This window comes from Rhodoflexus sp. (assembly GCF_053489755.1).
The window spans coordinates 1-22539 of record NZ_JBRCHD010000048.1 but is presented as its reverse complement, the minus strand read 5'-3'; the positions used below and the strand labels follow the sequence as shown (position 1 = coordinate 22539).

The 22539-nt window shown below is 48.3% G+C and carries 14 protein-coding genes and 1 other RNA gene; 8 read left to right on the top strand and 7 right to left on the bottom strand.

Annotated features, from left to right (window positions below; all coding sequences use genetic code 11):
- Positions 1-9 precede the first annotated feature (9 nt).
- The 3 genes from ACWIP2_RS11050 to ACWIP2_RS11040 form a co-directional block, all read right to left on the bottom strand.
- Positions 10-876: an ABC transporter permease gene (locus ACWIP2_RS11050; RefSeq protein WP_448519989.1), complete on the bottom strand. Its 867-nt coding sequence runs from the start codon at positions 874-876 to the stop codon at positions 10-12.
- A 76-nt stretch (positions 877-952) separates the two neighbouring features.
- Positions 953-2860, bottom strand: a complete 1908-nt coding sequence (locus tag ACWIP2_RS11045; RefSeq protein WP_448519988.1) for a serine hydrolase domain-containing protein — start codon at positions 2858-2860, stop codon at positions 953-955.
- A gap of 5 nt (positions 2861-2865) precedes the next feature.
- Positions 2866-6663, bottom strand: coding sequence for a gliding motility-associated C-terminal domain-containing protein (locus ACWIP2_RS11040; protein ID WP_448519987.1), 3798 nt, complete (start codon positions 6661-6663; stop codon positions 2866-2868).
- Between the two features lie 40 nt (positions 6664-6703).
- Here ACWIP2_RS11040 and ACWIP2_RS11035 point away from each other — a divergent pair, with 40 nt between their 5' ends.
- The 3 genes from ACWIP2_RS11035 to proB all read left to right on the top strand — a co-directional run bounded on the left by ACWIP2_RS11035 (position 6704) and on the right by proB (position 9168).
- On the top strand, positions 6704-7489 hold the full coding sequence (locus ACWIP2_RS11035) for a hypothetical protein (RefSeq protein ID WP_448519986.1): 786 nt from the start codon (positions 6704-6706) through the stop codon (positions 7487-7489).
- Between the two features lie 73 nt (positions 7490-7562).
- Positions 7563-7928: a transfer-messenger RNA gene (ssrA, locus tag ACWIP2_RS11030) on the top strand.
- 169 nt (positions 7929-8097) lie between these two features.
- The gene (gene proB / locus ACWIP2_RS11025) at positions 8098-9168 is read left to right on the top strand and encodes a glutamate 5-kinase (protein ID WP_448519985.1); all 1071 of its coding nucleotides are present in this window, start codon (positions 8098-8100) and stop codon (positions 9166-9168) included.
- A gap of 2 nt (positions 9169-9170) precedes the next feature.
- On the opposite strand, the gene ACWIP2_RS11020 is transcribed toward proB, so the two are convergent.
- Positions 9171-13928, bottom strand: a complete 4758-nt coding sequence (locus ACWIP2_RS11020) for a PKD domain-containing protein (protein WP_448519984.1) — start codon at positions 13926-13928, stop codon at positions 9171-9173.
- Between the two features lie 105 nt (positions 13929-14033).
- Between ACWIP2_RS11020 and ACWIP2_RS11015 the strand changes: the two genes are divergently transcribed.
- The 4 genes from ACWIP2_RS11015 (at position 14034) to ACWIP2_RS11000 (ending at position 18389) form a co-directional block, all read left to right on the top strand.
- Positions 14034-15299 (top strand): NAD(P)/FAD-dependent oxidoreductase, encoded by a 1266-nt coding sequence (locus ACWIP2_RS11015; protein WP_448519983.1) that lies wholly within the window; start codon positions 14034-14036, stop codon positions 15297-15299.
- A 27-nt stretch (positions 15300-15326) separates the two neighbouring features.
- Positions 15327-16469 (top strand): ABC transporter substrate-binding protein, encoded by a 1143-nt coding sequence (locus ACWIP2_RS11010; RefSeq protein WP_448519982.1) that lies wholly within the window; start codon positions 15327-15329, stop codon positions 16467-16469.
- A 3-nt stretch (positions 16470-16472) separates the two neighbouring features.
- A complete protein-coding gene (locus ACWIP2_RS11005) occupies positions 16473-17273 on the top strand; it encodes an alpha/beta hydrolase (RefSeq protein ID WP_448519981.1) in 801 nt (266 codons plus the stop codon).
- Positions 17274-17336: 63 nt separating this feature from the next.
- A complete protein-coding gene (locus ACWIP2_RS11000; protein ID WP_448519980.1) occupies positions 17337-18389 on the top strand; it encodes a sugar phosphate isomerase/epimerase family protein in 1053 nt (350 codons plus the stop codon).
- Between the two features lie 130 nt (positions 18390-18519).
- Here ACWIP2_RS11000 and ACWIP2_RS10995 read toward each other — a convergent pair whose 3' ends face one another.
- From ACWIP2_RS10995 to ACWIP2_RS10985, 3 genes are all read right to left on the bottom strand, one after another.
- The gene (locus tag ACWIP2_RS10995) at positions 18520-19464 is read right to left on the bottom strand and encodes a bifunctional riboflavin kinase/FAD synthetase (protein WP_448519979.1); all 945 of its coding nucleotides are present in this window, start codon (positions 19462-19464) and stop codon (positions 18520-18522) included.
- Positions 19461-20147 (bottom strand): tRNA pseudouridine(55) synthase TruB, encoded by a 687-nt coding sequence (gene truB, locus ACWIP2_RS10990; RefSeq protein ID WP_448519978.1) that lies wholly within the window; start codon positions 20145-20147, stop codon positions 19461-19463. Before truB ends, ACWIP2_RS10995 begins: the two co-directional genes overlap by 4 nt.
- Before the next feature lie 129 nt (positions 20148-20276).
- Positions 20277-21821 carry a cryptochrome/photolyase family protein gene (locus tag ACWIP2_RS10985; RefSeq protein ID WP_448519977.1) on the bottom strand — a complete coding sequence of 515 codons (1545 nt, stop codon included), beginning with the start codon at positions 21819-21821 and terminating at the stop codon, positions 20277-20279.
- Between the two features lie 100 nt (positions 21822-21921).
- Between ACWIP2_RS10985 and ACWIP2_RS10980 the strand changes: the two genes are divergently transcribed.
- Positions 21922-22539 (top strand): serine hydrolase domain-containing protein (locus tag ACWIP2_RS10980; RefSeq protein ID WP_448519976.1); only part of this gene is annotated, 618 nt, incomplete at its 3' end.

The following is a 22539-nucleotide window of genomic DNA, read 5'->3' as shown; positions in this document are numbered from 1 at the left end:
GTTGTGAACCTACACACTATCAATAAACGTCCGTTCGGCGCGGTTGAACATAGCTATGCCCACAAAGAAAATCAGTATGGCAAAGCCGGTGCTAATCAGTAAGCCGCTGAGGCTCACCTCGCCAACGCCGAGCAGCGCATGACGACCCAGTTCCATCAACGGTACAATCGGGTTCAGGTTAACATAGCGCTGGAAGCCATCCGGAACAGCAGACAAAGGGAATACTACCGCAGATATATACATCAATATAGACAAGCCATAGCCAACGAAGAGATTCAGATCGCGGTATTTGGTAGTTAGCGAAGCCACGATTGCACCAAGTCCCATTGCCGTCATCGCGAAAAGCAGCAGCCACACGGGTAGCAATGCAAAAAACAGCCAGTTAATCGCGATTGATTTGCCCTGCCAGCTATACCATGCAACACACAACACATAAAAAACAAACAGAATACCAAACTGAAAAAGTGCAGAAATAGCACCCGATACGGGTACTGCCAGTCTTGGAAAATAAACTTTACTAAAGATACCTGCATTGCCCAGAAAAGTATTTTGCGCAGCATTGAAACAGCGCGTAAAATAGCTCCAAAACATCATACTGGTAAATTGAAACAGAAAAGGCGGAATACCTTCCATAGGAATCTGCGCAATGGCCCCAAATACGATGGTATTGATAATCGTACTGACAAAGGGGTTGATAAAATGCCACATCGGGCCGAGCAGCGTCTGTTTGTAGGCAGCCACAAAGTCGCGCCAGACAAAAATGCGTACCAAATCGCGGTAGCGGTACAACTCCCTCAGTTTCAGATCCCACCACGGGGTTTCAGGGCGGATAATTTCCGTCCATTGTTCCTGATTTTCTGTTGACTGATCCATCATTCGATTGTGTAGCAATCCCTTTTTGTTCGGTAATTTCGAGCGTAAATGTAGCCAAACAATCTGTATTCAGCCTTTTTTACTGTCGGAACAACTGATAAAACGACTCAAGTACATTCGTCCGCGTACTCAAATCTGAAAGGAGGTTATTGTTGCGGGAAGGATTTACGCGATTGGAAAGGAATACATAGAGCAGTCCGTTGGCAGGATCTGCCCAACTAAATGTCCCTGTAAAACCCGAATGCCCGAAACTTTGCGGCGAGGCAGAGGGGGCAGTGTTGTTGCCGCGCATTCTGTCAAAGGCAATGCCTCGCTGGTTGCCTTTGGTAGGGTCTTTACTGTCGCAAAAGTGGCAGCGCGTAAAGTACTCGATCGTTTCGGGGCGGATGTATTGCTTGCCTGCATATTGCCCTCTGTTCAGATACATTTGCATCAGTTTGGCAATGTCTGCGGCGTTGCCAAACAGCCCCGCATGCCCCGAAATGCCTCCCATCATTGCTGCACCTTCGTCGTGCACTGTTCCATGCAGCAGTTGCTGGCGAAACGCTATGTCCAATTCGGTCGGGACGATGCTGCGCAGCGGTATGCCGTTTTGCAAGGGGTTGAAAGTAAGCGTAGTTGCGCCGAGCGGTTGGTAAAAATTCCTGCTCAGGAAATCATCAAAGCTCCGCCCTGAAAGCCTGCGAACCAACTTTGGATAGTAGTAATAAGACAGATCGCTGTACACATACTCGCCGCGCTTGTCCAAAGGTGAGTTACGAATCTGAAGCAGGAGGCTATCGGGATAATTGCGTTGGATGTACAAGCGATCAGCAACTTTCAGAGGATAAGCAGCCGAAGAATCCTTGCTGAAAACTGTGCTACGCAATGCACCATTGGGCTGGCGAGCGTTCTGCCAAAAAGGAATCCAAGCCTTTAAACCTGCCTGATGCGTCAGTATTTCCTTAAGTGTCAGACGGCTTTTATCTGTTTTAGCCCAAGATCTTTCGTAACGCGAAAAAGGTCTTTCCACGTCTATCTTTCGCTCGTCCTGCAATTTCATCAGGGCGGCAGCAGATGCACAGATTTTGGTAAGAGATGCCAGATCGAACACATCGTTTTTCTGCATCGGCAGCAAGGAGTCAAAAGTGTGATACCCAAAAGATTTGTAATAAAAAACTTTACCACCTTTGGCGGCAAGCACTACAGCTCCGGGAATAGCCCGCCGCTCAATAGCAAAACGGACAATAGAGTCGGTTGCGCGCAGTTGCAGGCGCGAAAGTCCCAACTCTTCGGGCCAAGTAAACTTCAACCGTCCCAGCGGCTGTGTAGCTATGCCCGCCTCCCGCTGAAAAATAGGTGGCAGATGAAAGGGTAACTTTCCCTGAAAACCAATCGCACCAAAGATTGCTTGCGCCATCAATTCTTGCGAATCCTGCGTATCGTCGTAGGTGAGCGCTACAGCCTCTACCCTGTCCAGACGGTCTATTTGCAGCAGTTGGATCGGGCTACCGAACACAGCCAGCACAAGTTTTGTTTGCTTGTCTAACCTGCTGATCAGATAAGCCACGTCCGACTCGATCGTGCGTGTACTTTCCAGCAAATCCGGCTTCCCGTGCAATCCGATAATGACAGCATTAAAGGGCTTCAACTTTGTTACCAACGCATCCGCTGCCTCTTTTGTCAGGCTGCGCCGTGCCGTAAAGAGTTTTACGGGGGCATAGAGTTGCAGGGTATTCTCAAAATCGGGCAGCATGGGCCCATCGCTGATAGAAACGGCTGCAAACTGATAATTTTCAAGTGCATCAAAAGGCAGCAGGTTATTCTTGTTCTGCAACAAAGTCAAGGCCTGCTCTGACGCCCGTCGCTGCTCCCATGCCGCCTGCCAGATATAGTATTCCAAACTATCGGCGCGATTGCGCAGGATCTGTGCACAGGCAGCAAATTGTAGTATCGCCGCATAAAAACCTATCCATAAGGCAAAAAATCTTGTCTGTGTCCTCGTCATGGCGACTACATCTCATCAATTTTCGTTACCGTACCTTTAAATTTGCTGTTGGTGAAAAAAATCGTGTAGTAGTACACGCCCGAAGGGAATCCCTTACCGTCCCACTCAAAATCTTTGCGGTCGCTTTGGAAAACCAACCTGCCCCAACGGTTGTAAATCTCAATTTTCAAGAACTCATTCCGACAGTCGTCGGGCGGCCAGTTTGGAATGCGGAACGTATCGTTGATGCCGTCTCCATTAGGCGTAAAGACATTAGCAGGCTGAAAATTGCGCAAATCAAACTCGGCAGCATAGCGCATCTGTACCAAAATAGTATCTGTGCGGCTCAGTCCGCAGTCGCTCTTATCGCGAACTGTAAAACGAATATCAAACTCGCGGCGGCGGTTCAGCATTTCGCAGTCGGGAGTCCATGCAAATGGCACCTGCAAAGGTGCAGCGCCTTCCCTGTTCTGAAAACTCATGCCAAACTCTGCCAGCGAAAAACCCTTTGGTTCGGCCGAAATGCTGATAATATCGCGATCGGGATCGTCGCCGCGCACATCGAAGTTAATCGGCTGCCTAGGCAGAATATTGACCTGATAACGACGGGTTTGCGGTACCTGCGTCAAATTAGCGCTGATTACAGGTGGATTCGGGTTCGGTACAGGCAGCAAACGCAGCGTTACGCGGATCGTATCAGAGCGGTTCAGGTTACACAGTTTTCTGTCAGTGGCAATAAACGTCAGTTGAAACTCTCGCGGCTCGTTATTGGTCAGCAGGCTGCAAGGGGGTTGCCATGTAAATATACTTTGCACCATTCCGCGCCCTGTAACAGGGTTGGGAACAATTGAAATGCCTGTTGCTGCCAAAGTAAAACCATTAGGCGCACCTACCAGTGTCAGCGTATCGTTGTCTGCATCGGTAGCGCGGACAGTAAAACGCACCTGATCCCCTGCACGTACCTCGCGGAAATAGCTTTTAGCCGAAGTTTCTGTCAAATCTGCCGTAACTACAGGTGCACGGTTATTTTGCTGACGATAAAGCAGCACCAATCGCACGCGAATGGTATCACTTGCAAAAGGCTGGCAATCCCTGAAATCGCGGGTCAGAAAATCAATTTCAAAAGTACGGCTGAATACGCCCCGCGCCAGATCGGGCAGTAAATCACAATCAGGGTTCCAGGTAAGCGCAGAGCGCAGCACTGGTCTGCCACTGCGATCAGTAAAGCGCATACCTACATCTGCCAGATTGAATCCTTGCGGCAATGCACGAAGCAGCAGGCTGTCTCGGTCGGCATCATCAGCCAAAATATTGGCGGTGTAAGGTCTGCCAAGTTCTACCGTATCTACATAAAATTTGGTGAAACCGGCCCGCAGCGGAAGCTCCGCACTTGCTACAGGCCGCCTGTTGGGGCTTGTATTGGGCAAAATACGCAGCCGTACACGCGCCGTATCGAATTTAGGACGACCGCATTCGTCAAAATCATTAATCAGGAAATTGACAAAGAAATCCTGCGCACGGGTACTGTCTGCCAGCATCGAACAAGCGGTCGGCCATCGGAAAGTGCCGCTGACGGGCGCTCTGCCGCGCACATCGGGGAATACCATGCCCAGTGCCTGCGGGTTCAGGTTGATACCTTGCAAGCGCAGCAGTACACTATCGCGCTCATTATCAATTCCTTGTACAGTAAAGTTGAAAGCCCGCCCTACGACCACCGAATCAACATAGGTGCGAGTTTGCGCATCAAACGGCAAGTTGGGTCGCACCTCAGGGCGCAGGTTCGGAGGCGTTTTGACAAAAAGCCGCACACGAACTACAGAGTCGGAAGTAGCAGGCGGGCATAGCTGAAAATCCTGTGCGCGGAATTCTAAATCGAAGGCGCGATGCGCACCCGGCGGCAGGTTTTCCACCAGTTCGCAAGGCGGAATCCAGCGAAATGTACCACTCAGCGGCGGCAGACCAGCCAACGTTGGGAACTGCGCCCGCACAGCAGCCAGATCGAAGCCGATACCTCTGGCGCTCAGACGGATGCTATCTCGGTCGGCATCTGTACCCCGCACGGGAAAGCTGATCGGGCTGCCAACAAATGCAGTATCGTAAAATACGCGAGCTACAGGATCAAACCGCAAACTTCCAATCGTCGGAACAGGTCTCTGATTGGGTAGCTGCTTGTTTTTCAAAATGATGCGCACAGTAGTTTGCGTACTTCGCGGGGGCTGGCAACGCGGCTGGTCGGTTGTTGTAAAGCGCAACACATACTCGCGCTGGGCTTCGCCGGATGCGAGCAAATCGCAGCGCGGAGTCCACTGGAAAGTATTGCGCAGAGGCGGCGTTCCCGTCAGATTGCCGCCCAAGGTCATTCCCAGCGCAGCAGGATTGAAACCCACTCCCTCCATCAGTTGGCGCAGTACATCGCTCTCGCCGTCAGTGGCTGTCAGGTTAAAAGTAAGGCTCTGCCCGATCTCCAACTCGACTGTGTATTCCCGCCGCACGCTATCGAAACGCGCCAGATCTGCTGTCAGTTGCGGCGGCGTATTAGGGGCTACCTCTACCAGCACATTCACCCGAACTGTGTCGGACTGCGGCAGCGGGCAACTATTATCCGTAACAATCAAATCGAAGGTATAGGGCAGCGGTCGTCCGTTTGCATCGAAGCGCTGCGGACATTCAGGTACGCAAAACTGCTGACGCGTTGTTCCGCCATTGGGCAGCGCAACCCTTCCCGGAAATGTAAAGCCATCAGCCCCTGTGAAATTAATCGGCAGCGCACTGATGGTAAGCACTGTATTCGGGTCTTGATCGGAGAGCGCAAGCGTACCGCAGCGGTTGGCATCATCTACTCTGAAACGGATCGTATCGCGGGCGGTTAGGAAGGTTCCGGGACGATTGGGATTGTCTATCTGCGCCACCGGAGGACGGCTGCGCGGGCAATTCAGTACATATAATTGATATTCCCGAACCGTTTCGCCAATTTTCACACCATTTCTGAATTCGGAAATCCCAATAGCAAATACATACAAGCCCGCAGTCCGCGGCGTAACCGTCAGCACGCCCGTATTGCTTACCTGCAAAGGTGGGCTGCCGGGAATCATATTCGCCAGTCCAATACCGGGTACGAAGCGAACCAACGGATAAGGCCCGGGATTGGGTGGATTAGGTGCAGGATTTACCTGTGTACTTGTACCGTTAATCGGCGTGCGTAGTTCATAGACCAAGCGATCTCCATCGGGATCAGTTGCCCCGTAATTAAAAGTAAATGGCTGCCCCACACAGGCATAATCGCTTACGGGCGGGGTCAAGTTGGGCGAGGAATTGATGAAACGCACGCCGTTGCGCATGAGGGGCGGAAACTCCATGTAAAAAGTCTGCCCGGCACTTCCCGGAGCCACAATGTTGTCTATCACATTATTACGGCAACAGCGCTCCCAGCTCAGGTAATAGCCTGCCGCTTCATTGTAGATATTCGGATTGAGAACAACATTACTAATGTAGGTGATGCGCCTTGTTACGATCTGCCCGACAGCACAGGCAGGTACTGTATAATTTACAGGGCGTTCTTCTACCAGAGGCAACTCAAACACCTGAATCAACCGATTGGTTGCTTTTGAAAACGAGGCAATGCGTACTGTAGGACGATCTATTGCGGCCGGATTACCATTAACAGCGTCAAAATACACATTGAGCGTAATCCTGTAATTATTGCCGGCCACATGCGCCAACTGGATTTCGCCGCCTACAATGTGTGTTGCTTTTGCGGGCATTGCCCAAAACCCGATGAAGGGCAGTAGCATACAGCAAAAGCGAATGAAGTTTGTATTGGTCATGTATGAATATGTGTTCTTTGTACTAAATTAGCAAATAATAGTGAATCGTTTATTTTTGCCGATGGTAAGACTCAAATTCGACACAGTGCTAAGCCAACAACTCACACAAAGCATTAAACGGCAAATAATGCCTCTGCTGATCGGCTGCGTGGCTTTCTTGTTTGGCGGTTGTGGAGAGGGGCAGCCCAATGCAGTGCTGGAGCTTTATGTACTGAACGGTTTTGGCGATGGCGTACCCGATGCAGAGGTAGCGCTGTACCGCACTCGCGAAGATTGGCTCAATGAAAAAAATCCCGTCAAACCTCCCCGCAAGACTGCTGAAAACGGTATTGTGCGCTTCGTAGGATTGGAAGCCGGTGAATATTATTTTAACGCCGTCAGCGATAGTTTGAACAACTGGGAGGGAAAATTCCGCACCAACGTCCGCTCAATCGGCTCGTTCTATGTCAATACAGAATTTACAGTTATCAGTAAAAATAACAGCGGACTGTTGGCCGGTCCGGGTGGCAAACGCTGGCGCATTACTGAGGTAACGCTCAATGGACAGCCATTTCCCAGTGGCATACCTTCTTGCGTGCGCGATAATGTGAATATCTTTTTTAAAGCAAACAAATTCGTTCGCGATGAAGGCCCAACCCGCTGCAATCCTACCGATCCGCAAATGCTCGAGGGAGTCTGGCGCTTCAATAGCACAGGCACTGATCTAATCTTTGACTATGGCAATGAGATCGAAATCTGGAAGATTATTGATATCACCGATACGCTCCTCCGCTTCCAGTTTACTTTTGGTTCAGCAGTAGTTGTTGTAAGTCTTCAGCCGATCTGACAATCTTTTTCGAGGTTCTTGCAACTTTTTTGCTACCTTTGTGGTCTTATTAACAGAAGTTCACTGACTTATTGGGGTTGACTGGTTTTGACAGCATGAGTTTTTGCGTGTAAGCATGCCGGGAGTTGGAGGTATTTCCCGTAAATAAAACCTGCCAAAAAGATAACTGGCGAGACTAACTACGCCTTGGCTGCTTAATCCGGAGGATTAAGCGCCTTTGTTCCGGGTAGCCCACGTGCTGCCGGCTATCAATCGGGACATCACGATGCAGCGCTGGTCTGTGCGATGTTGTTAAGCACAGATGAGACTTGAACAACTAAGGTAGAGTTTCGGCGTGTTTCCTGCCCGGCTCTTCCCGACAATTAAAGGAAACTAAGCATGTAGAAAGCACGACAAAGCCGTGTTCTGGACGCGGGTTCGAATCCCGCCAACTCCACTGCATTCACACGCATGAGAGGCTGTCTCCAAAGGCTGAATGTAGCACAGACTTCAGTCTGCAACTATTTGATTGTCAGTTATTTAGCAAATCACACACTAAAGTCTGTGTTACTTTTTGGACAGCCTCTTTTTTGATTATACAACCTATCCCATCACTGTTACCAACTCCAATGGACTACTCCAAAGTTGTCATCAAGATTGGTTCAAATGTGTTGGCAACTGCCGAAGGTTTGCCTAACGAACAACATATCGCACATTTGGTAGCACAAATTGCGGCATTGCGCCAGAAAGGCATACAAGTACTGCTGGTGTCTTCGGGGGCGGTAGCCTCTGCTCGTGGACGCATCCAATTATCCGATAGCGCCGATCAAGTAACCAAGCGGCAGGTACTTGCCGCAGTAGGACAGATCCAGCTCCTCCAGTTGTACAATCATCTGTTTGGCACACACCAGCTGACAATTGCACAGGTGCTTGTAACCAAAGACGACTTCCGCGACCGCAACCACTACCTGAATATCAAAAACTGCTTCACAGGGCTGCTGCAACATCAGATCATCCCGGTTATCAACGAAAATGATGTTGTCTCGATAACCGAACTTATGTTTACTGATAATGACGAACTGGCAGGGCTTGTTGCGTCTATGATGGATGCCGATGCACTGTGCATTTTGAGTAATGTGGAAGGCATTTACACAGGCAACCCAAGCGATGCAGGAAGTGAACTCATTAGCGAAATTACCCCCGAACTGAACCTCAGCCGATTTATCAGCGCCGAAAAATCAGGTTTTGGACGCGGTGGCATGCTAACAAAAAGTAACATCGCGCGCAGGGTTGCACAATTAGGTATCAGTGTACACATTGTCAACGGCAAGCGTCCGCATGTACTCACCGATTTGCTCATAGGCAAGCAGCAAATAGGCACGCTTTTCAAGCCGTTGCGCAAGGCTTCTGCCGTCAAGAAGCGCATTGCACACAGCCGCGATTTTGCCAAAGGCAAGGTCTTTCTCAATCAGGGGGCGGTAGATGCCATTAGTTCGGCGCGCGCTACCAGCCTACTGCCTGTTGGTATTGTTCGGATAGAGGGCAACTTTGAAAAAGGCGATCTTATTCAGATTTACAATGCTGAAAATCAGCCGATTGGCTTAGGTATTGCACAATACGGTGCAGACAAAGCATTGGAGCGCCTCGGAAAAAACGGGCAAAAGCCGTTGGTGCACTACGACTACCTGTTTATCGGCTGAACCTACTCTTTGATCAGGCGGATGTGTTTAGTCAGTTCGATGCAGTTTATGTGTATTAAGTAGCTGCCTGAGGCAAGATGTTGTATCGGAATCTCTATTAATCCTTTCCTCATTTGCGCAGAACCTTCCCAGACGATGCGCCCCAGATGATCGGACAGCCGAAGACTAACCTGCTGCAACTTCGACAGATCCAAGCTAAGTAATGTACTACTTTTTGCAGGATTAGGGAACAGAGTTGCCTGCGGCTCGTGTGTCGGTATCGGCGGCTCAGGCAACGAAGTTTTGTTTTCTACGTTTAGTAATTTTGTCTGCACTTGCTCGCAATTATTCAAATCGCGCACCGTCAGCGAAACAGTGAATGCCCCTGCGCGCTCGTAAACTACCCAGACCTCTTTGCCGAAGGCAGGCCGCCCATTACCTAGATTCCATGTCCAAGAAATAGCTGTGTTGCTCTCTGCTGTCAGGCGAATCGTATCGCCTACTGTAAATGCACTGCCTTTACCTGTGGCAGTAAAACGCGCATTCAAATCGCTTACCTGCAAAATAACCTCTAAGGGAAGACTCTCGCGTGTTGAGTCTATATTAGTAATGTATATTTTCCGTGTGGCTTGCAGCGCCCCTATGTTCCACGATGTGCCCTCAGCGGCAGGCGCTCCTCCCAAAGAAGGCGGAGTGGCGTAGAAACGGAATCTTGTGCCATTAGCAGGCGTAATTATAACCGTTGCACCAGGACAAAAAACGCCCGGATTGACCCAGATCGGAACAGGCCCCTGCCCTACTACTGTGATTACTTTTTCTACAGATGACAGACATCCCAGCCGATTCCTAACTTGCAAACGCACCCGATACTGTCCGCCGCGGGCAAAACGATGGACAGGATCTTGTTGAGTGGACGTAGTCCCATCGCCAAAGTCCCACAACCACTCAACTGCGCCGAGGCTGCGGTCGTAGAGTATCAGCGGCGGTGTATCGGGGCCCAAGCCAACTTCAGCCGGCATTTCAAAATCTGCAATCACCTCTCTGGCAAAAATCATAATTGCCCTCGCATCACTTTCTATGACAGAATCTACGCTAGTAATTAGCAATTGCTTGTCTCTGTCTGCTATCAACTGATAAAACGCCCCTGTGTGTACAGGAGGCTCATCTGTACTACCCAAATAGAAATTGAAGCGCGAACCGCCCGAAGGTTTCACTGTTACCAGTTGTCCCCGACACGCCTCTATATCATTAACAATAGGTATCGGTGCTTTCCTGCCAACGCGGAAGGTTTGCATAGTGCTATCGCGGCAACCAAATGAATTAGTAACGATCAGTTTTACCGTAAAAGTGCCTTGTCGGCTGTAGCTATACGACGGGTTCTGCTCCATCACGCGCGGCGAGCTATCGCCGAAATCCCACTCCCAGCGCGTGATTGATCTATCGCTCGTGCTGCGATCAGTAAAGTTAATGCGATCGTAGATGACAGTATCGAACCGGGGCGAGTAGTCGAAGGCAGCACGCAAACGGATGCGACTGATTTCTATCTCGGCAGGAAGGCTCTCTAACGCAGAATCTATACTGGTAATCAATACCTTACGCACCCTGTCATCGTTCAGTACATAGCGCTGACCCGTAGCAGCGGGTGTTGAAGAAAGGCTGTCGTGATAGAAATTGAAATTTCGTGCGTTGATTGTCGAAGGACTAATCACCACAGGACTACGCTCACAGGCAAAGGTAATAAAAGGAATCTGCGGGCGGTTGCCACGTGCTAAGCGCACCACTTTGATTGTTTTCGAGTAGGTCGCCTGACAGCCCTTATCATCGGTTATCGTCAGTCTAACATTGTAATTGCCCGGATTTCGGAAATTTACAACCGGGTTTCGCACCGTCTGTACGGGTATGTTTTCGCCAAATTCCCAGCGCCAACTGACAGCATTTACGCTTTCGTCGAACAGCAACAACTTGCTCGAATCGGCGATATTGAGCGAGTCTATGGATCGGAAACGCGCTACCGCCGAGTGGATGCGCACAGTGTAGGGAACTAAGCTGCTCTCGATCGGGTGGTCGTAGCCGCTGACAAAAAAAGTTCTGCCTTCGTCTTCCATGCGCAAGGGCAAATAGCCTCCCTCGCTGAGAGGTGTTTGCAGGTTATCTGCGGTATAGAATCTGAATCTTGTGCCATTGCCCGGAACGAAGCGAACCGTATCGCCTCCGCACAGGTAATCAGGCATGACGGGCGGCTGGCTGCGTACCGTCGCAGGGTTCAATTGCAAAGCGCCTTCATTGATTGATTGCTGCAGTTCTGCAAGATTTTGTCCTACGGCGACTACGAAAGAAACACGGCGCTTTTCACCCGCTTCCAATCGCGGAATGATGCCCGTAACTACGTGTGCTACGTCTGCGCCTCCCTGTCTGTGTGTACCTGCCTGCGCGCGTCTGATACCTGTGGAGAGTGTGGTAAATTTCTCTCTGATGCTAAACCCATCCGTAAAATTAAACTGATTGGCGTGTATATCCTCTTTATCAATTGCGTAATAGCCGTTTACCTCACTCAACACTTTGACTCCTGCCCACAGACCATTTTCTTTGTAAACATAGCCAAAAACATTGACTGCATCCCAGCCTGCCCGATTATTCAGGTCGCCGATGTCCCAATCGGCATACAAGCCGATGCGTAGGCTGTCATATCGCGAGTTGGCATTATTGGTTACGTCGTAATGGATGACGATATAATTCTGATGCGGCGTGTTGATCCGCCCGCTAATGATCTGTTCAACATTGATATTCAAGCGATTAAAGTTATTGATCGCATCTGTAAACGAAGCGTAGGCAACTGTATGTTGCAAACCCTGATCGAGTACGCGCGGATGTTGAATGGGGGTAAAGTCTGAAGATCGCTGACCGGGACTAATAAAAATGCCATTGGAAACCACCGTTGGCGCAAATCCCACCATCAGCCCCATTTCAGCCAAAATCTGCTGGTTATCGAATCGCAAACCGATACCGGACAAAAACTGGTTATCTGTCATGCCGATTCGTCCATTAGCAGCAGTAGATAAACTAATGCGGTTGAATTGAAAATTCATCGGACTGGACGAAGTTTTCAAGGCAAACATCTGCCAATCCGAGTAATCGCCGTCTGTGTAATTCAAGCGCAGGTGAATTATTTCACCAGGAGGGGTATCGGGGGTTAAGTAGATGCTGAAAGGTTGCTGCCTGTTATTGACCGAATCAAGCGAGGCTAGCGCACCGATCGTAAAATTACCCTGTAAAATACGTACATAGCGCGAATCGCTGGTCAAAGAAACACGTGCATTGACAACAGGGCGCAAGATATTTCTAAACACCGCCGACAGTTGGATGGTATCATCGTTGGTTGCATTTCCGCTTGCGCCTCGTGCTGTCCACTGGAAACTACCTGCCACAATCGCTGCCGTTGTAGCTTCGTTCTGCAAAGCGCGAAGGACATTCAGCCTGCCCCGCCCCAGTTTATTGACGAAAGGCGTATTTTCGGGAAGTGCATATACGTCATCTGCTGTATTGCGCAGCAAAGCAGCCACCTGCACAGCCTTCAGGTGAGGAAAGCGCGAGCGCACCAAGCCGGCAGCGCCCGATACAAAAGGCGCGGCAAATGATGAACCTGAAAGCGAAGAGGTAAAATCAGGGCCGGTAAAAGTACTCCAAATATCTACTCCCGGCGCCATCAGATCAATATGGTTGCCAAAAATGCCATTGCTTGCCCGCCTATCCTGTCGGTCTGAAGCCGCAACCGCCATTACATGCTCGTAGGCTGCCGGATAGAATGCCACCTCTGCACCGCCTGCCGTTACCCAGTTACCCGCAGCAGCTACCACCAGCACATCTTTCCGATGGGTAATATAATTGATAATATCCTGCTCCCACTGAAGAAAAGCAGTAGCCTGACCGAGAGAAACGTTGATAATTTTAGCGCCATTTTCCGCAGCATAAAGCATCGCGCGGTATAAACCAATTGGGTTTAGCGAACCTATCCGCGTTACTTTGAGCGGCATAATACGACAGTTGTAGCCCACACCTGCAAAACCGATGTTGTTATCGGGTACAGCAGCGGCAACGCCTGCAACAGTTGTTCCGTGAAAATTGTTGTAAATGTTTGTGTTCTCTGCAAAATCAACTCCCAGACTATCATCTACAAAACCATTGCCATCGTCGTCTATCCCCGGTCTGCCAAAGCGTTCTGCGTTATTAAAATACAAGTTTCGGCGAAGATCCGGGTGATCGGTGCGTACCCCCGAATCAACAATGGCTATCACTGTGTTCGTATCTCCACGGCTTTGTTCCCAAGCCTCAAACACACGGGCAAGGCGATGTCCAAACATGCGTCCGGGAAAAAATATTTCGTTAAAGAACGGATCGTTGGGCGTAAAAGACTCATTGCCAAGTAACTCATAATGCGCAGGAACAGGCTCTGCATAGGCAACCTGAGGAAGCTGTTGCAAAAGTTTTTGTGTTGCTGCAAAGGAAACTCCGGGCTTAAGCTCAATTTCATACAGATAAGCAACATCGTAGTTACCAAAAGAAGTGCGTCTTGCAGCAGGGTGAATCTGAGTAAATTGCCGGATACCTATTTTATCGGCGGTAGCCAACGCAAATGGCTGTGCAAAGTTGAAAGAAGCAGAAGGTTTGAATTTGACAATTAATTTGTGTGGTAAAAAAGCATCTGTTTGCCTGTCTGAGAACTGACGAGCAATACTTTTCCCATAATAACAGAGGCACAACAAACAAAGTAAGAGTCTTCTCAAGAGCCAAAAAGTTTTAAACACATTAATGAATTGAGTAAACTTGCTGTTGAAAATCAAAGTTTACCTTGCTGCTAATTTACGAGAGAATACGTAAATCTTGAGGCTATGTTGCACGATTTCACTCATAATTCACATCAGGCAGACATTGCAATTATCGGCGGCGGAGCTGCAGGTTTTTTCGCAGCCATCAATGCGGCAAAAAATTCACCTCAAAGTAAAATTTTATTACTTGAAAAAGCAAGTAAACTACTTATGAAAGTCGAAATATCCGGCGGTGGCAGATGCAATGTTACTCATGCCTGTTTTACCGTCGGCGAAATGAGTAAAAACTATCCACGCGGCGAAAAGCTAATGAAAAAGCTGCTTCCGCATTTTATGACTACGGATACGGTACAGTGGTTTGAGGCGCGGGGAGTACCCATCAAAGCAGAAAGCGATGGCAGGATGTTCCCCGTCAGCGACGACTCTCAAAGCATCATCGCCGCACTGATGACAGAAGCCCATCGCAACGGCGTACAAATTGCCAACAGGAAAGAAGTAATCGCTGTAGAACCGCAAAATCAAGGATTTAAGCTACATTTGAAAGATGCTAAACAACCGATCTCATGCCGTAAACTCATTATTGCAAGCGGAGGCAGCCCCAAAGAAAGTGGACTGCAATGGCTCAAAGAACTTGGACACAACATAGAACCTCCTGTGCCTTCGCTTTTTACTTTCAATATGCCCGATGAAAACATCACAGAACTTCAGGGCATTACAGTACCTCACGTAGTAGTTAAGATTTTGGACACTCGTTTTTCATATGAAGGCCCCTTACTGATTACGCACTGGGGCATGAGCGGGCCTGCCATATTGAAACTTTCCGCATGGGGTGCGCGGTGGATTGCTGAAAAGAACTACCGCTTTTCGGTAATGGTGCGCTGGACCGGCAATCGGGAGGAGGAGCAACTACGCAACGAACTCATGCGCTATAAGCAAGAACACGCTCAACGCCTTATCAGTAATCGCAACCCTTTACAAATACCTACTCGTCTCTGGGAGTACCTCCTTGCTAAGATCGGTATTGCCACAAACAAAAAATGGCACGACATTGGAAAATCAGACATCAACCGATTGGTCAATATTTTGCGTAATGATACCTATAAAGTGTCAGGAAAAACAACTTACAAAGAAGAATTTGTTACCTGTGGTGGTGTCTCATTAGACGATATTGACTGGACAGATATGCAAAGTAAAAAAGTCCCGGGCATGTATCTGGCAGGTGAAGTGCTTGATATAGATGGCATTACGGGTGGATTCAACTTCCAAGCCGCGTGGACGACGGGCTACATCGCAGGAAAATCCGCAGCCTTATCGCTTAAAAATAATTGATCAACTCGTTCTTTTCCTTATCTTCCGATGAAGTTCTCCTTTCACATATACCTCATCATCAGTTTTATCGCCTGCTTTTCGCTTTCAGGATGTAAATCTAAGCGACCGCAGGACGATCAAAATCTTCAAATAAGCAGCACGCAATCCGTTCGATATGCTAATTTTTTCAGTATTGAAGAACAGCAAGGATACACCCTGCTTCGCGTAACTCCTTTTGAGGGTAAGCAAATAGATTATGCTATCTATCCGAAAGATAAGCCACTGCCCAAACTGCCGCAGGGCTGTCAGCCTATTGCTGCCCCGATCGAGCGCGTGGCGCTATACGGAACTACCTATGCACATCTCTTTGAAATTATTGGTTGTCAGTCAGTTATCAAGGCTTTTGCGGGTAGTTCCTATCTCTTCAGCGAGCGGTTGCGTGCTGCAGTGGCCAACGGTCAGATCGCCGAACTTGGTTCCGGTAGCCAACCCAATGTAGAGTTGCTAAGCCAACTCAAACCCGATGTTGTAATGCTGTATGCAGGTGCAAGCGATGCAAATAAACTCTCACTGCTGCAAAGAACGGGAATAAAAGTACTGATAAATGCTGACTTTATGGAAAATAATCCACTCGGAAAAGCAGAGTGGGTGAAAGTAGCAGGCTTGCTGTGCAATAAAAGCAAAAAAGCTGATAGTATTTTCAACCAAATCGAAGAAAAATATATGCAACTTGCTGCCAAGACGCGTAATGTCCAGCAAAGACCTACAGTATTCCCCAATGTGCCTTATGGAAATACATGGTACATGCCGGGAGGAGATAGTTTTATGGCCAAGCTATTACAGGATGCAGGTGCAAATTATCTCTGGCAGGATGAAAAACAAACAGGAAGCCTGCCGCTAAGCCTTGAAGCTGCTTTTTCCAGAATCCAGACTGCCGATTACTGGATCAATCCGGGTAGTATGGAATCACTGGACATGATCCGTAAAACCGATACCCGCTTCGGGTTGCTCAAGGCTGTTCAATCAGGTCGGGTTTTCAATAATAACAAAAGGCAACTACCGCAAGGCGGCAATGATTACTGGGAATCTGGAAGTGTACGTCCCGACCTTGTACTGGCAGATTTAATCGCTATTTTTCATCCTGACATACTGCCTAACCATGAATTTGTTTACTTTCAGCGCCTGCAATAAGATATGAAAATTATCATTCGCATGGTCTCTGTACTGGCTGCTATTTATTTATTGCTGATACCGCTCGCCTATTTTGGTCAGACTTATGTGATATTTCATCCTGTCAAGCTCCCCAAAAAATACAAATTTCAGTTTGATGCAACCTTTGATGAATATACACTCTTTACATCTGATGGAGAAGAGCTTAACCTGCTGTATTTCAAATCTGAAAATCAACCTGCTAAAGGACTTGTATTGTACTACCACGGCAATGCAGATAATCTACAACGCTGGGGAAAGTACAATGATATATTTCTAAAAGCAGGCTATGATTTCATGGTTTGGGACTACAGGGGTTACGGCAAAAGTACGGGCAAACGCACCGCAGACAATATGCGTAGCGACGCAGATTTAGTTTATCATTTTGCCAATAAAAAATACAAAAGCAATCAAATTATTATCTATGGTCGTTCCTTAGGATCAGGCTTGGCCGCTTATGTAGCCTCGCGTCATCAGGCAGCCCGATTAATTTTGGAAACACCTTATCACAGCTTTGAGGATGTTGCCTATACCTATGCCCCTATCCTTCCCTATGCAAAACTACTCCGCTACGAGTTTCCAACTTATCAATACATATCTCAGATTAACTACCCTATTACGATTTTTCACGGAACAGCCGATGAATTGCTGCCGTTTACATCAACTATCAAATTAAAAAATTTCATCAAAAAATCTGACGATTTTATTGTGATCGAAGGTGGCGGGCATCACAACCTCGGCGAGTATGAGGAATACCGAAGCCATTTGCGGGCTATTTTGCGCTGATTGTTTGCAGAATTAGCAGCAGGCGGCTAACTTCATTCCCGTTACAGTCAAAACTATTCCGGTATGAAAACAATTAAAGGGCCAGCCATTTTTTTGGCGCAGTTCATGGGCGACCAAGCCCCCTTCAACGACTTTAAAACAATTTGTGAGTGGGCGGCTTCGCTCGGATATATTGGTGTACAAGTGCCTACATGGGACAGCCGCTGCATTGATCTGAAAAAAGCGGCAGAAAGCAAAGATTATGCGCAACAGGTGCAAGGCATTGCCAAAGAAGCAGGCGTAGCCATCACAGAACTTTCCACCCACCTGCAAGGACAATTAGTTGCCGTACACCCTGCCTACGATGCGATGTTTGACGGATTTGCACCTGCCGAACTGCGCGGTAATGCCGCAGCACGCACTGAATGGGCAGTTCAGCAACTCAAGTATGCAGCGCAGGCAAGCCATCATATGGGACTAAGCGCACACGTTACTTTTTCAGGGGCTTTGGTCTGGCCATTTATGTACCCTTGGCCACAGCGTCCTGCCGGACTGGTAGAAACAGGCTTCAGCGAACTTGCTAAACGCTGGCGACCCATTCTAGATCATTTTGACCAATATGGCGTAGATGTTTGCTACGAACTGCACCCCGGCGAAGATCTTCACGACGGTATCACTTTTGAGATGTTTTTGGACAAATTAAATAATCATCCACGCGCCAATATTAACTACGACCCAAGTCATTTTATTCTGCAACAACTGGATTATCTGCAATTTATAGATTTTTATCACGAGCGCATCAAAGCCTTTCACGTAAAAGATGCAGAGTTTAATCCGACTGGTAAACAGGGAGTTTACGGAGGTTACCAAGGCTGGGTAGATCGCGCGGGGCGCTTCCGTTCACTTGGCGACGGACAGGTTGATTTCAGCGGCATTTTCAGTAAACTTACCGCCTATGACTATGACTCTTGGGCAGTTTTGGAGTGGGAGTGCGCACTCAAACACCCCGAGCAAGGGGCTGCAGAGGGCGCTCCATTTATCGAAAGCCATATCATCCGCGTTACCGAGCGTGCCTTCGACGACTTCGCAGGAACAGGAACTGACGAAAATTTTAACCGAAAAGTGTTAGGCTTGTAGCGAGAAAACCGACGTAGAGGCTGTCCAGAAAGTAACACGGACTTTAGTCTGTTATTTGTTAGTTAGTTGATAATCAAATAGTTACAGACTGAAGTCTGTGCTACATTCGTCCTTTTTGGACAGCCACACATTAATACAAGACTTGCAAAGCGCTTTCTTTGTCTCTGAGCAGTTGCTGTTGCATATGCTCGAGGCTATCAAACTTTTCTTCGCCGCGCAGATAGGCTATAATTTCAACCGTAAGGAAGGTGTCATAAATTTCACCATTAAAGTTGAAAATGTTTACCTCAATGGTTCGCTCTAAGTGATTTCCTAAAGTAGAGCGAACCCCAATGTACATCATGCCACCATAAATCGTCTCTTCTAATCGGATGCGCACTGCATAGATGCCATCTTTAGGAATCAGTTTGTAACTTTCGCTGACATAAAGATTGGCCGTTGGGAAACCGATCGTGCGCCCCAACTGGTTGCCTCGAACAACTTTTCCGTACAGCGAATAAGGTGCGGCCAAGTAGCGATTAGCAATATCAATTTGGCCTTGCAAGAGCGCATGACGGATCTTGGTACTGCTCACCCCAACTTCCTCTATGTCCTGACGCGGAATTTCTTCTACGACAAAGCCAAAGCGCTGTTCGTTGGCTTTCAAAAAGTTAAAGTCGCCTGCGCGGTCTTTTCCAAAGCGATGATCGTAGCCGATAATGAGTTTGCGCGTATTCAGTCCTTCAACCAGAATTTGCTGTACATATGCTTCGGGCGAAAGATTGGAAAAAGTTTTATCAAAAGGTAGGATAACCAGCCTGTCAATACCGATGGCGGCTAACGCCTCGGTCTTCTCTGCCAGTGTAGAAAGTAGTTTTAGGTCTTGCTGTTCCGGAAAAAGTATCAGGCGCGGATGCGGCCAGAATGTAATAACAACGCTTTCTGCCTGTGGATCGTGCGCTTTGATACGTTGCGCCTCAGCTACCAGTGAGGATAATATTTTGCGATGTCCGACGTGTACCCCATCAAAAGTTCCTTCCGTTACGATGGCATACGAAGGCGGTTTATGTCCGGCTATTCCGTGCTGTACTTTCATGCGTCGCTTCGTTCTGCTTTAATTGCTTCAATAAGTTTGGGTAGTTGCCAGGCATCATTTACCGAAAAATCGCCGATGCGGGTGCGCCGCAGGCTATCCAGATAAGCGCCCACGCCCAATGCCTGCCCAAAGTCGTGCGCAAGGCTGCGGATATAAGTACCCTTTGAGCATACTACGCGAAAATGAACGATGGGAAAAGCGATTTGCTCGAGTTCAAAACTGAAAATTTCTACGGGGCGCGGTTTCACCGCGACGGTTTCACCGCGACGGGCTTTTTTGTAGAGTCGCTCGCCATTTACTTTAACGGCTGAAAAAACAGGAGGCAATTGTTCAATCGCGCCCTTAAAATTGTCGGCGGCTTCATACAACATCTCCTCAGTCAGATGGCTAATGTCCACAGCTGCTGTCGGTTCAGTTTCGGCATCATAGGAAGGGGTCGTTTGTCCCAGCACAATAGTTCCCGTGTACTCCTTCACCTGCGCCTGATAGCTATCTATCAACTTGGTTTTCTTTCCGGTGCAGAGAATCAGCAAACCGGTGGCAAGCGGGTCTAACGTACCTGCATGACCGATTTTTTTCTGCCGGATAGCATAGCGGATTTTATTGACAACATCAAAAGAAGTCCAGCCATAGGGCTTGTCCACAAGCAGCGTTTCTCCTGTTTCAAAATCAAATGACGGCATAATGCAAAGTTATACCATAAATTGAGATGTAAACAGAGATGCCGCTATGGTTGAGGCGACTGCCGGCGCAATTGTACGAAATGAGAGTTATCAGAATGCAAGTTTGGACATGTCTTGACTTTCAAGTGCTTACAACGCATTGATGTTTGTCAGATAATGCTCGGCTTGCGTCAGAATTTTTTCTTTCTCAGCAGCAGCCATCTTGTCCCAAGTAACATACATCATTCCAATGCGCGGATTGCGCGCTAACTTATCGCGGTGTCGTTCGTAAAAATGCCAATACAAACTATTGAACGGACAAGCGCGCTGACCATATTTGAGGTCTTTGTTGTAGTGGCAGTTTGTGCAGTAATCGCTCATTTTGTGCATGTAGTTGGCACTGCTTACATAGGGTTTTGTGCCAACTATGCCACCATCGGCAAATTGGCTCATGCCGCGCGTGTTGGTTATTTCCACCCATTCAATCGCATCTATGTAAATGCCCAGATACCACTTATCCACCTCGTCGGGATGAACACCCGCCAGCAAGGCAAAGTTGCCTGTAACCATTAGCCGCTGGATGTGATGGGCGTAAGCCTTTTGCAGCGATTGCCCGATGGCATGCCGCAAACAGTTCATTTTAGTTTGCCCGTTCCAGTACCAGCTGGGCAGCGGGCGCTCGTGCTTGAAGAAGTTCAGTTGAGAGTAGCGCGGCATTTGCGCCCAATAAACGCCGCGCATGTATTCGCGCCAACCGATGATTTGCCGCACAAAGCCTTCCACTTGCGCCAAACCGATGCGCTCTTTGTTATTTTGCCAATGCTCAATAGCCGCATGAACAACTTCCAAAGGATGTAATATTTTTACATTCATGGCAAAAGAAAGCCGCGAATGGAATAAATAGGGGTGCCGGCTTGTCATCGCGTCTTGATAGCTGCCAAACTGAGGCAACCCGTAGCGGCAGAAATGCTCCAAAAGTTGCAAATTCTCTTCGCGTGTCGTTAGCCACTCAAACGATTCTATTTGCAAGCTGCCAATAGTTTCAATATGGCTGTATTGAATATCTGCAAATACTTCTGTTACTATTTGTAAAGAAATCGGTGAAATTTTCAAAGGTGGCGGCAAAGGCGCTTTGCCGTCGTATTTTTTGCGGTTTTCCGCATCGTAATTCCACTTTCCGCCTTCGGGATCGCCAAGTTCGGTTAATAAAATATTGTACTTTTTCCGCATGGCGCGGTAAAAAGTTTCCATCAAATAGGTTTTCTTTCCTTTAAAAATCTGCGCCAACTCATCGCGTTCCGTTAAAAAGTGTTCGCTACTTACCGCTTGCGAAGGAATCGGCAAATGGCGACAAAACTCGGCAAGGTAAACATCTAACCTGTACTCGTCGGGTTGTTGGTACTCGAAGCGTTCCGCTCCGATTTGCCGCATGATAGCCGTAAGATTATCGGCAAAATTTTGGCTGTTCTCTTTATCATTGATTTTCAGATAGATAACCCGATGTCCTTTCTGCCGCAACTCATCGGCAAAGCGCCGCATGGCGGCAAAAAAAGCGATGAGTTTTTGTATATGATGTCGCACATAGTCGGTTTCTTGACGAATTTCCATCAGCGCATAAACCACATCGGGGGTAACTTTTGCAAACCAACTGTGTCGGATATTGAGCTGGTCGCCGAGCAAGAGTCGTAACGTCATTGTTTCAGCAGATTGTTGGCATTATCAACTCACAACACGCATTTATGTTTTGCCCCGTTAAACCTTGTCGCCAATCGCTTGTCTTACCAAAAACGCCTCTATGAAAACCCTCTTTGTCGCTTTTGCCGCCTGTTGTCTGCTCACGGCGGTCGCTTGTCAAAAAAATACAAAGGCTTTTATCGTTCTGAAAAACGGTAAAATTGTCATTGAGCGCTACTTCGGGCGGTTTACGGCAGACAGCGTCTGGTATTGGGCTTCGGCGGGCAAAACGCTGACGGCAATGTTGGTTGGCATCGCACAAAAAGAGGGACTGCTGCGCATCAGCGACCGCACTTCGCAATATCTGGGCAACGGCTGGACATCGCTGCCTGCCGATAAAGAAAACCTGATTACCATTGGCCACCAACTCACCATGACTACGGGTCTAAACGATGCCGTACCCGATAACGACTGCACCCTGCGCGCCTGCCTGCAATACTCTGCCGATGCCGGAACGCGCTGGGCGTATCATAATGCCCCTTATACGCTGCTGGAAAAAGTGGTGGAAACGGCGGCACGCGCCGACTACAATACCTACTTCCGACGCACTATCGGCAACCGAATCGGCATGAGCGGTTTGTGGCTAAAAGTAGGATTTAACAACGTGTATTTCAGCAATGCCCGCAGCATGGCGCGATTCGGGCTGCTGTTGCTCAATCGGGGCAAGTGGAACGGCGCG

Bases quoted from the DNA above. Each gene is read 5' to 3' on its own strand.
- ACWIP2_RS11040 (WP_448519987.1), bottom strand. From the start codon at position 6,663: ATGACCAATACAAACTTCATTCGCTTTTGCTGTATGCTACTGCCCTTC.
- proB (WP_448519985.1), top strand. From the start codon at position 8,098: ATGGACTACTCCAAAGTTGTCATCAAGATTGGTTCAAATGTGTTGGCA.
- truB (WP_448519978.1), bottom strand. From the start codon at position 20,147: ATGCCGTCATTTGATTTTGAAACAGGAGAAACGCTGCTTGTGGACAAG.
- ACWIP2_RS10985 (WP_448519977.1), bottom strand. From the start codon at position 21,821: ATGACGTTACGACTCTTGCTCGGCGACCAGCTCAATATCCGACACAGT.
- ACWIP2_RS11000 (WP_448519980.1), top strand. From the start codon at position 17,337: ATGAAAACAATTAAAGGGCCAGCCATTTTTTTGGCGCAGTTCATGGGC.
- ACWIP2_RS10995 (WP_448519979.1), bottom strand. From the start codon at position 19,464: ATGAAAGTACAGCACGGAATAGCCGGACATAAACCGCCTTCGTATGCC.
- ACWIP2_RS11005 (WP_448519981.1), top strand. From the start codon at position 16,473: ATGAAAATTATCATTCGCATGGTCTCTGTACTGGCTGCTATTTATTTA.
- ACWIP2_RS11010 (WP_448519982.1), top strand. From the start codon at position 15,327: ATGAAGTTCTCCTTTCACATATACCTCATCATCAGTTTTATCGCCTGC.
- ACWIP2_RS11050 (WP_448519989.1), bottom strand. From the start codon at position 876: ATGATGGATCAGTCAACAGAAAATCAGGAACAATGGACGGAAATTATC.
- ACWIP2_RS11045 (WP_448519988.1), bottom strand. From the start codon at position 2,860: ATGACGAGGACACAGACAAGATTTTTTGCCTTATGGATAGGTTTTTAT.
- ACWIP2_RS11015 (WP_448519983.1), top strand. From the start codon at position 14,034: ATGTTGCACGATTTCACTCATAATTCACATCAGGCAGACATTGCAATT.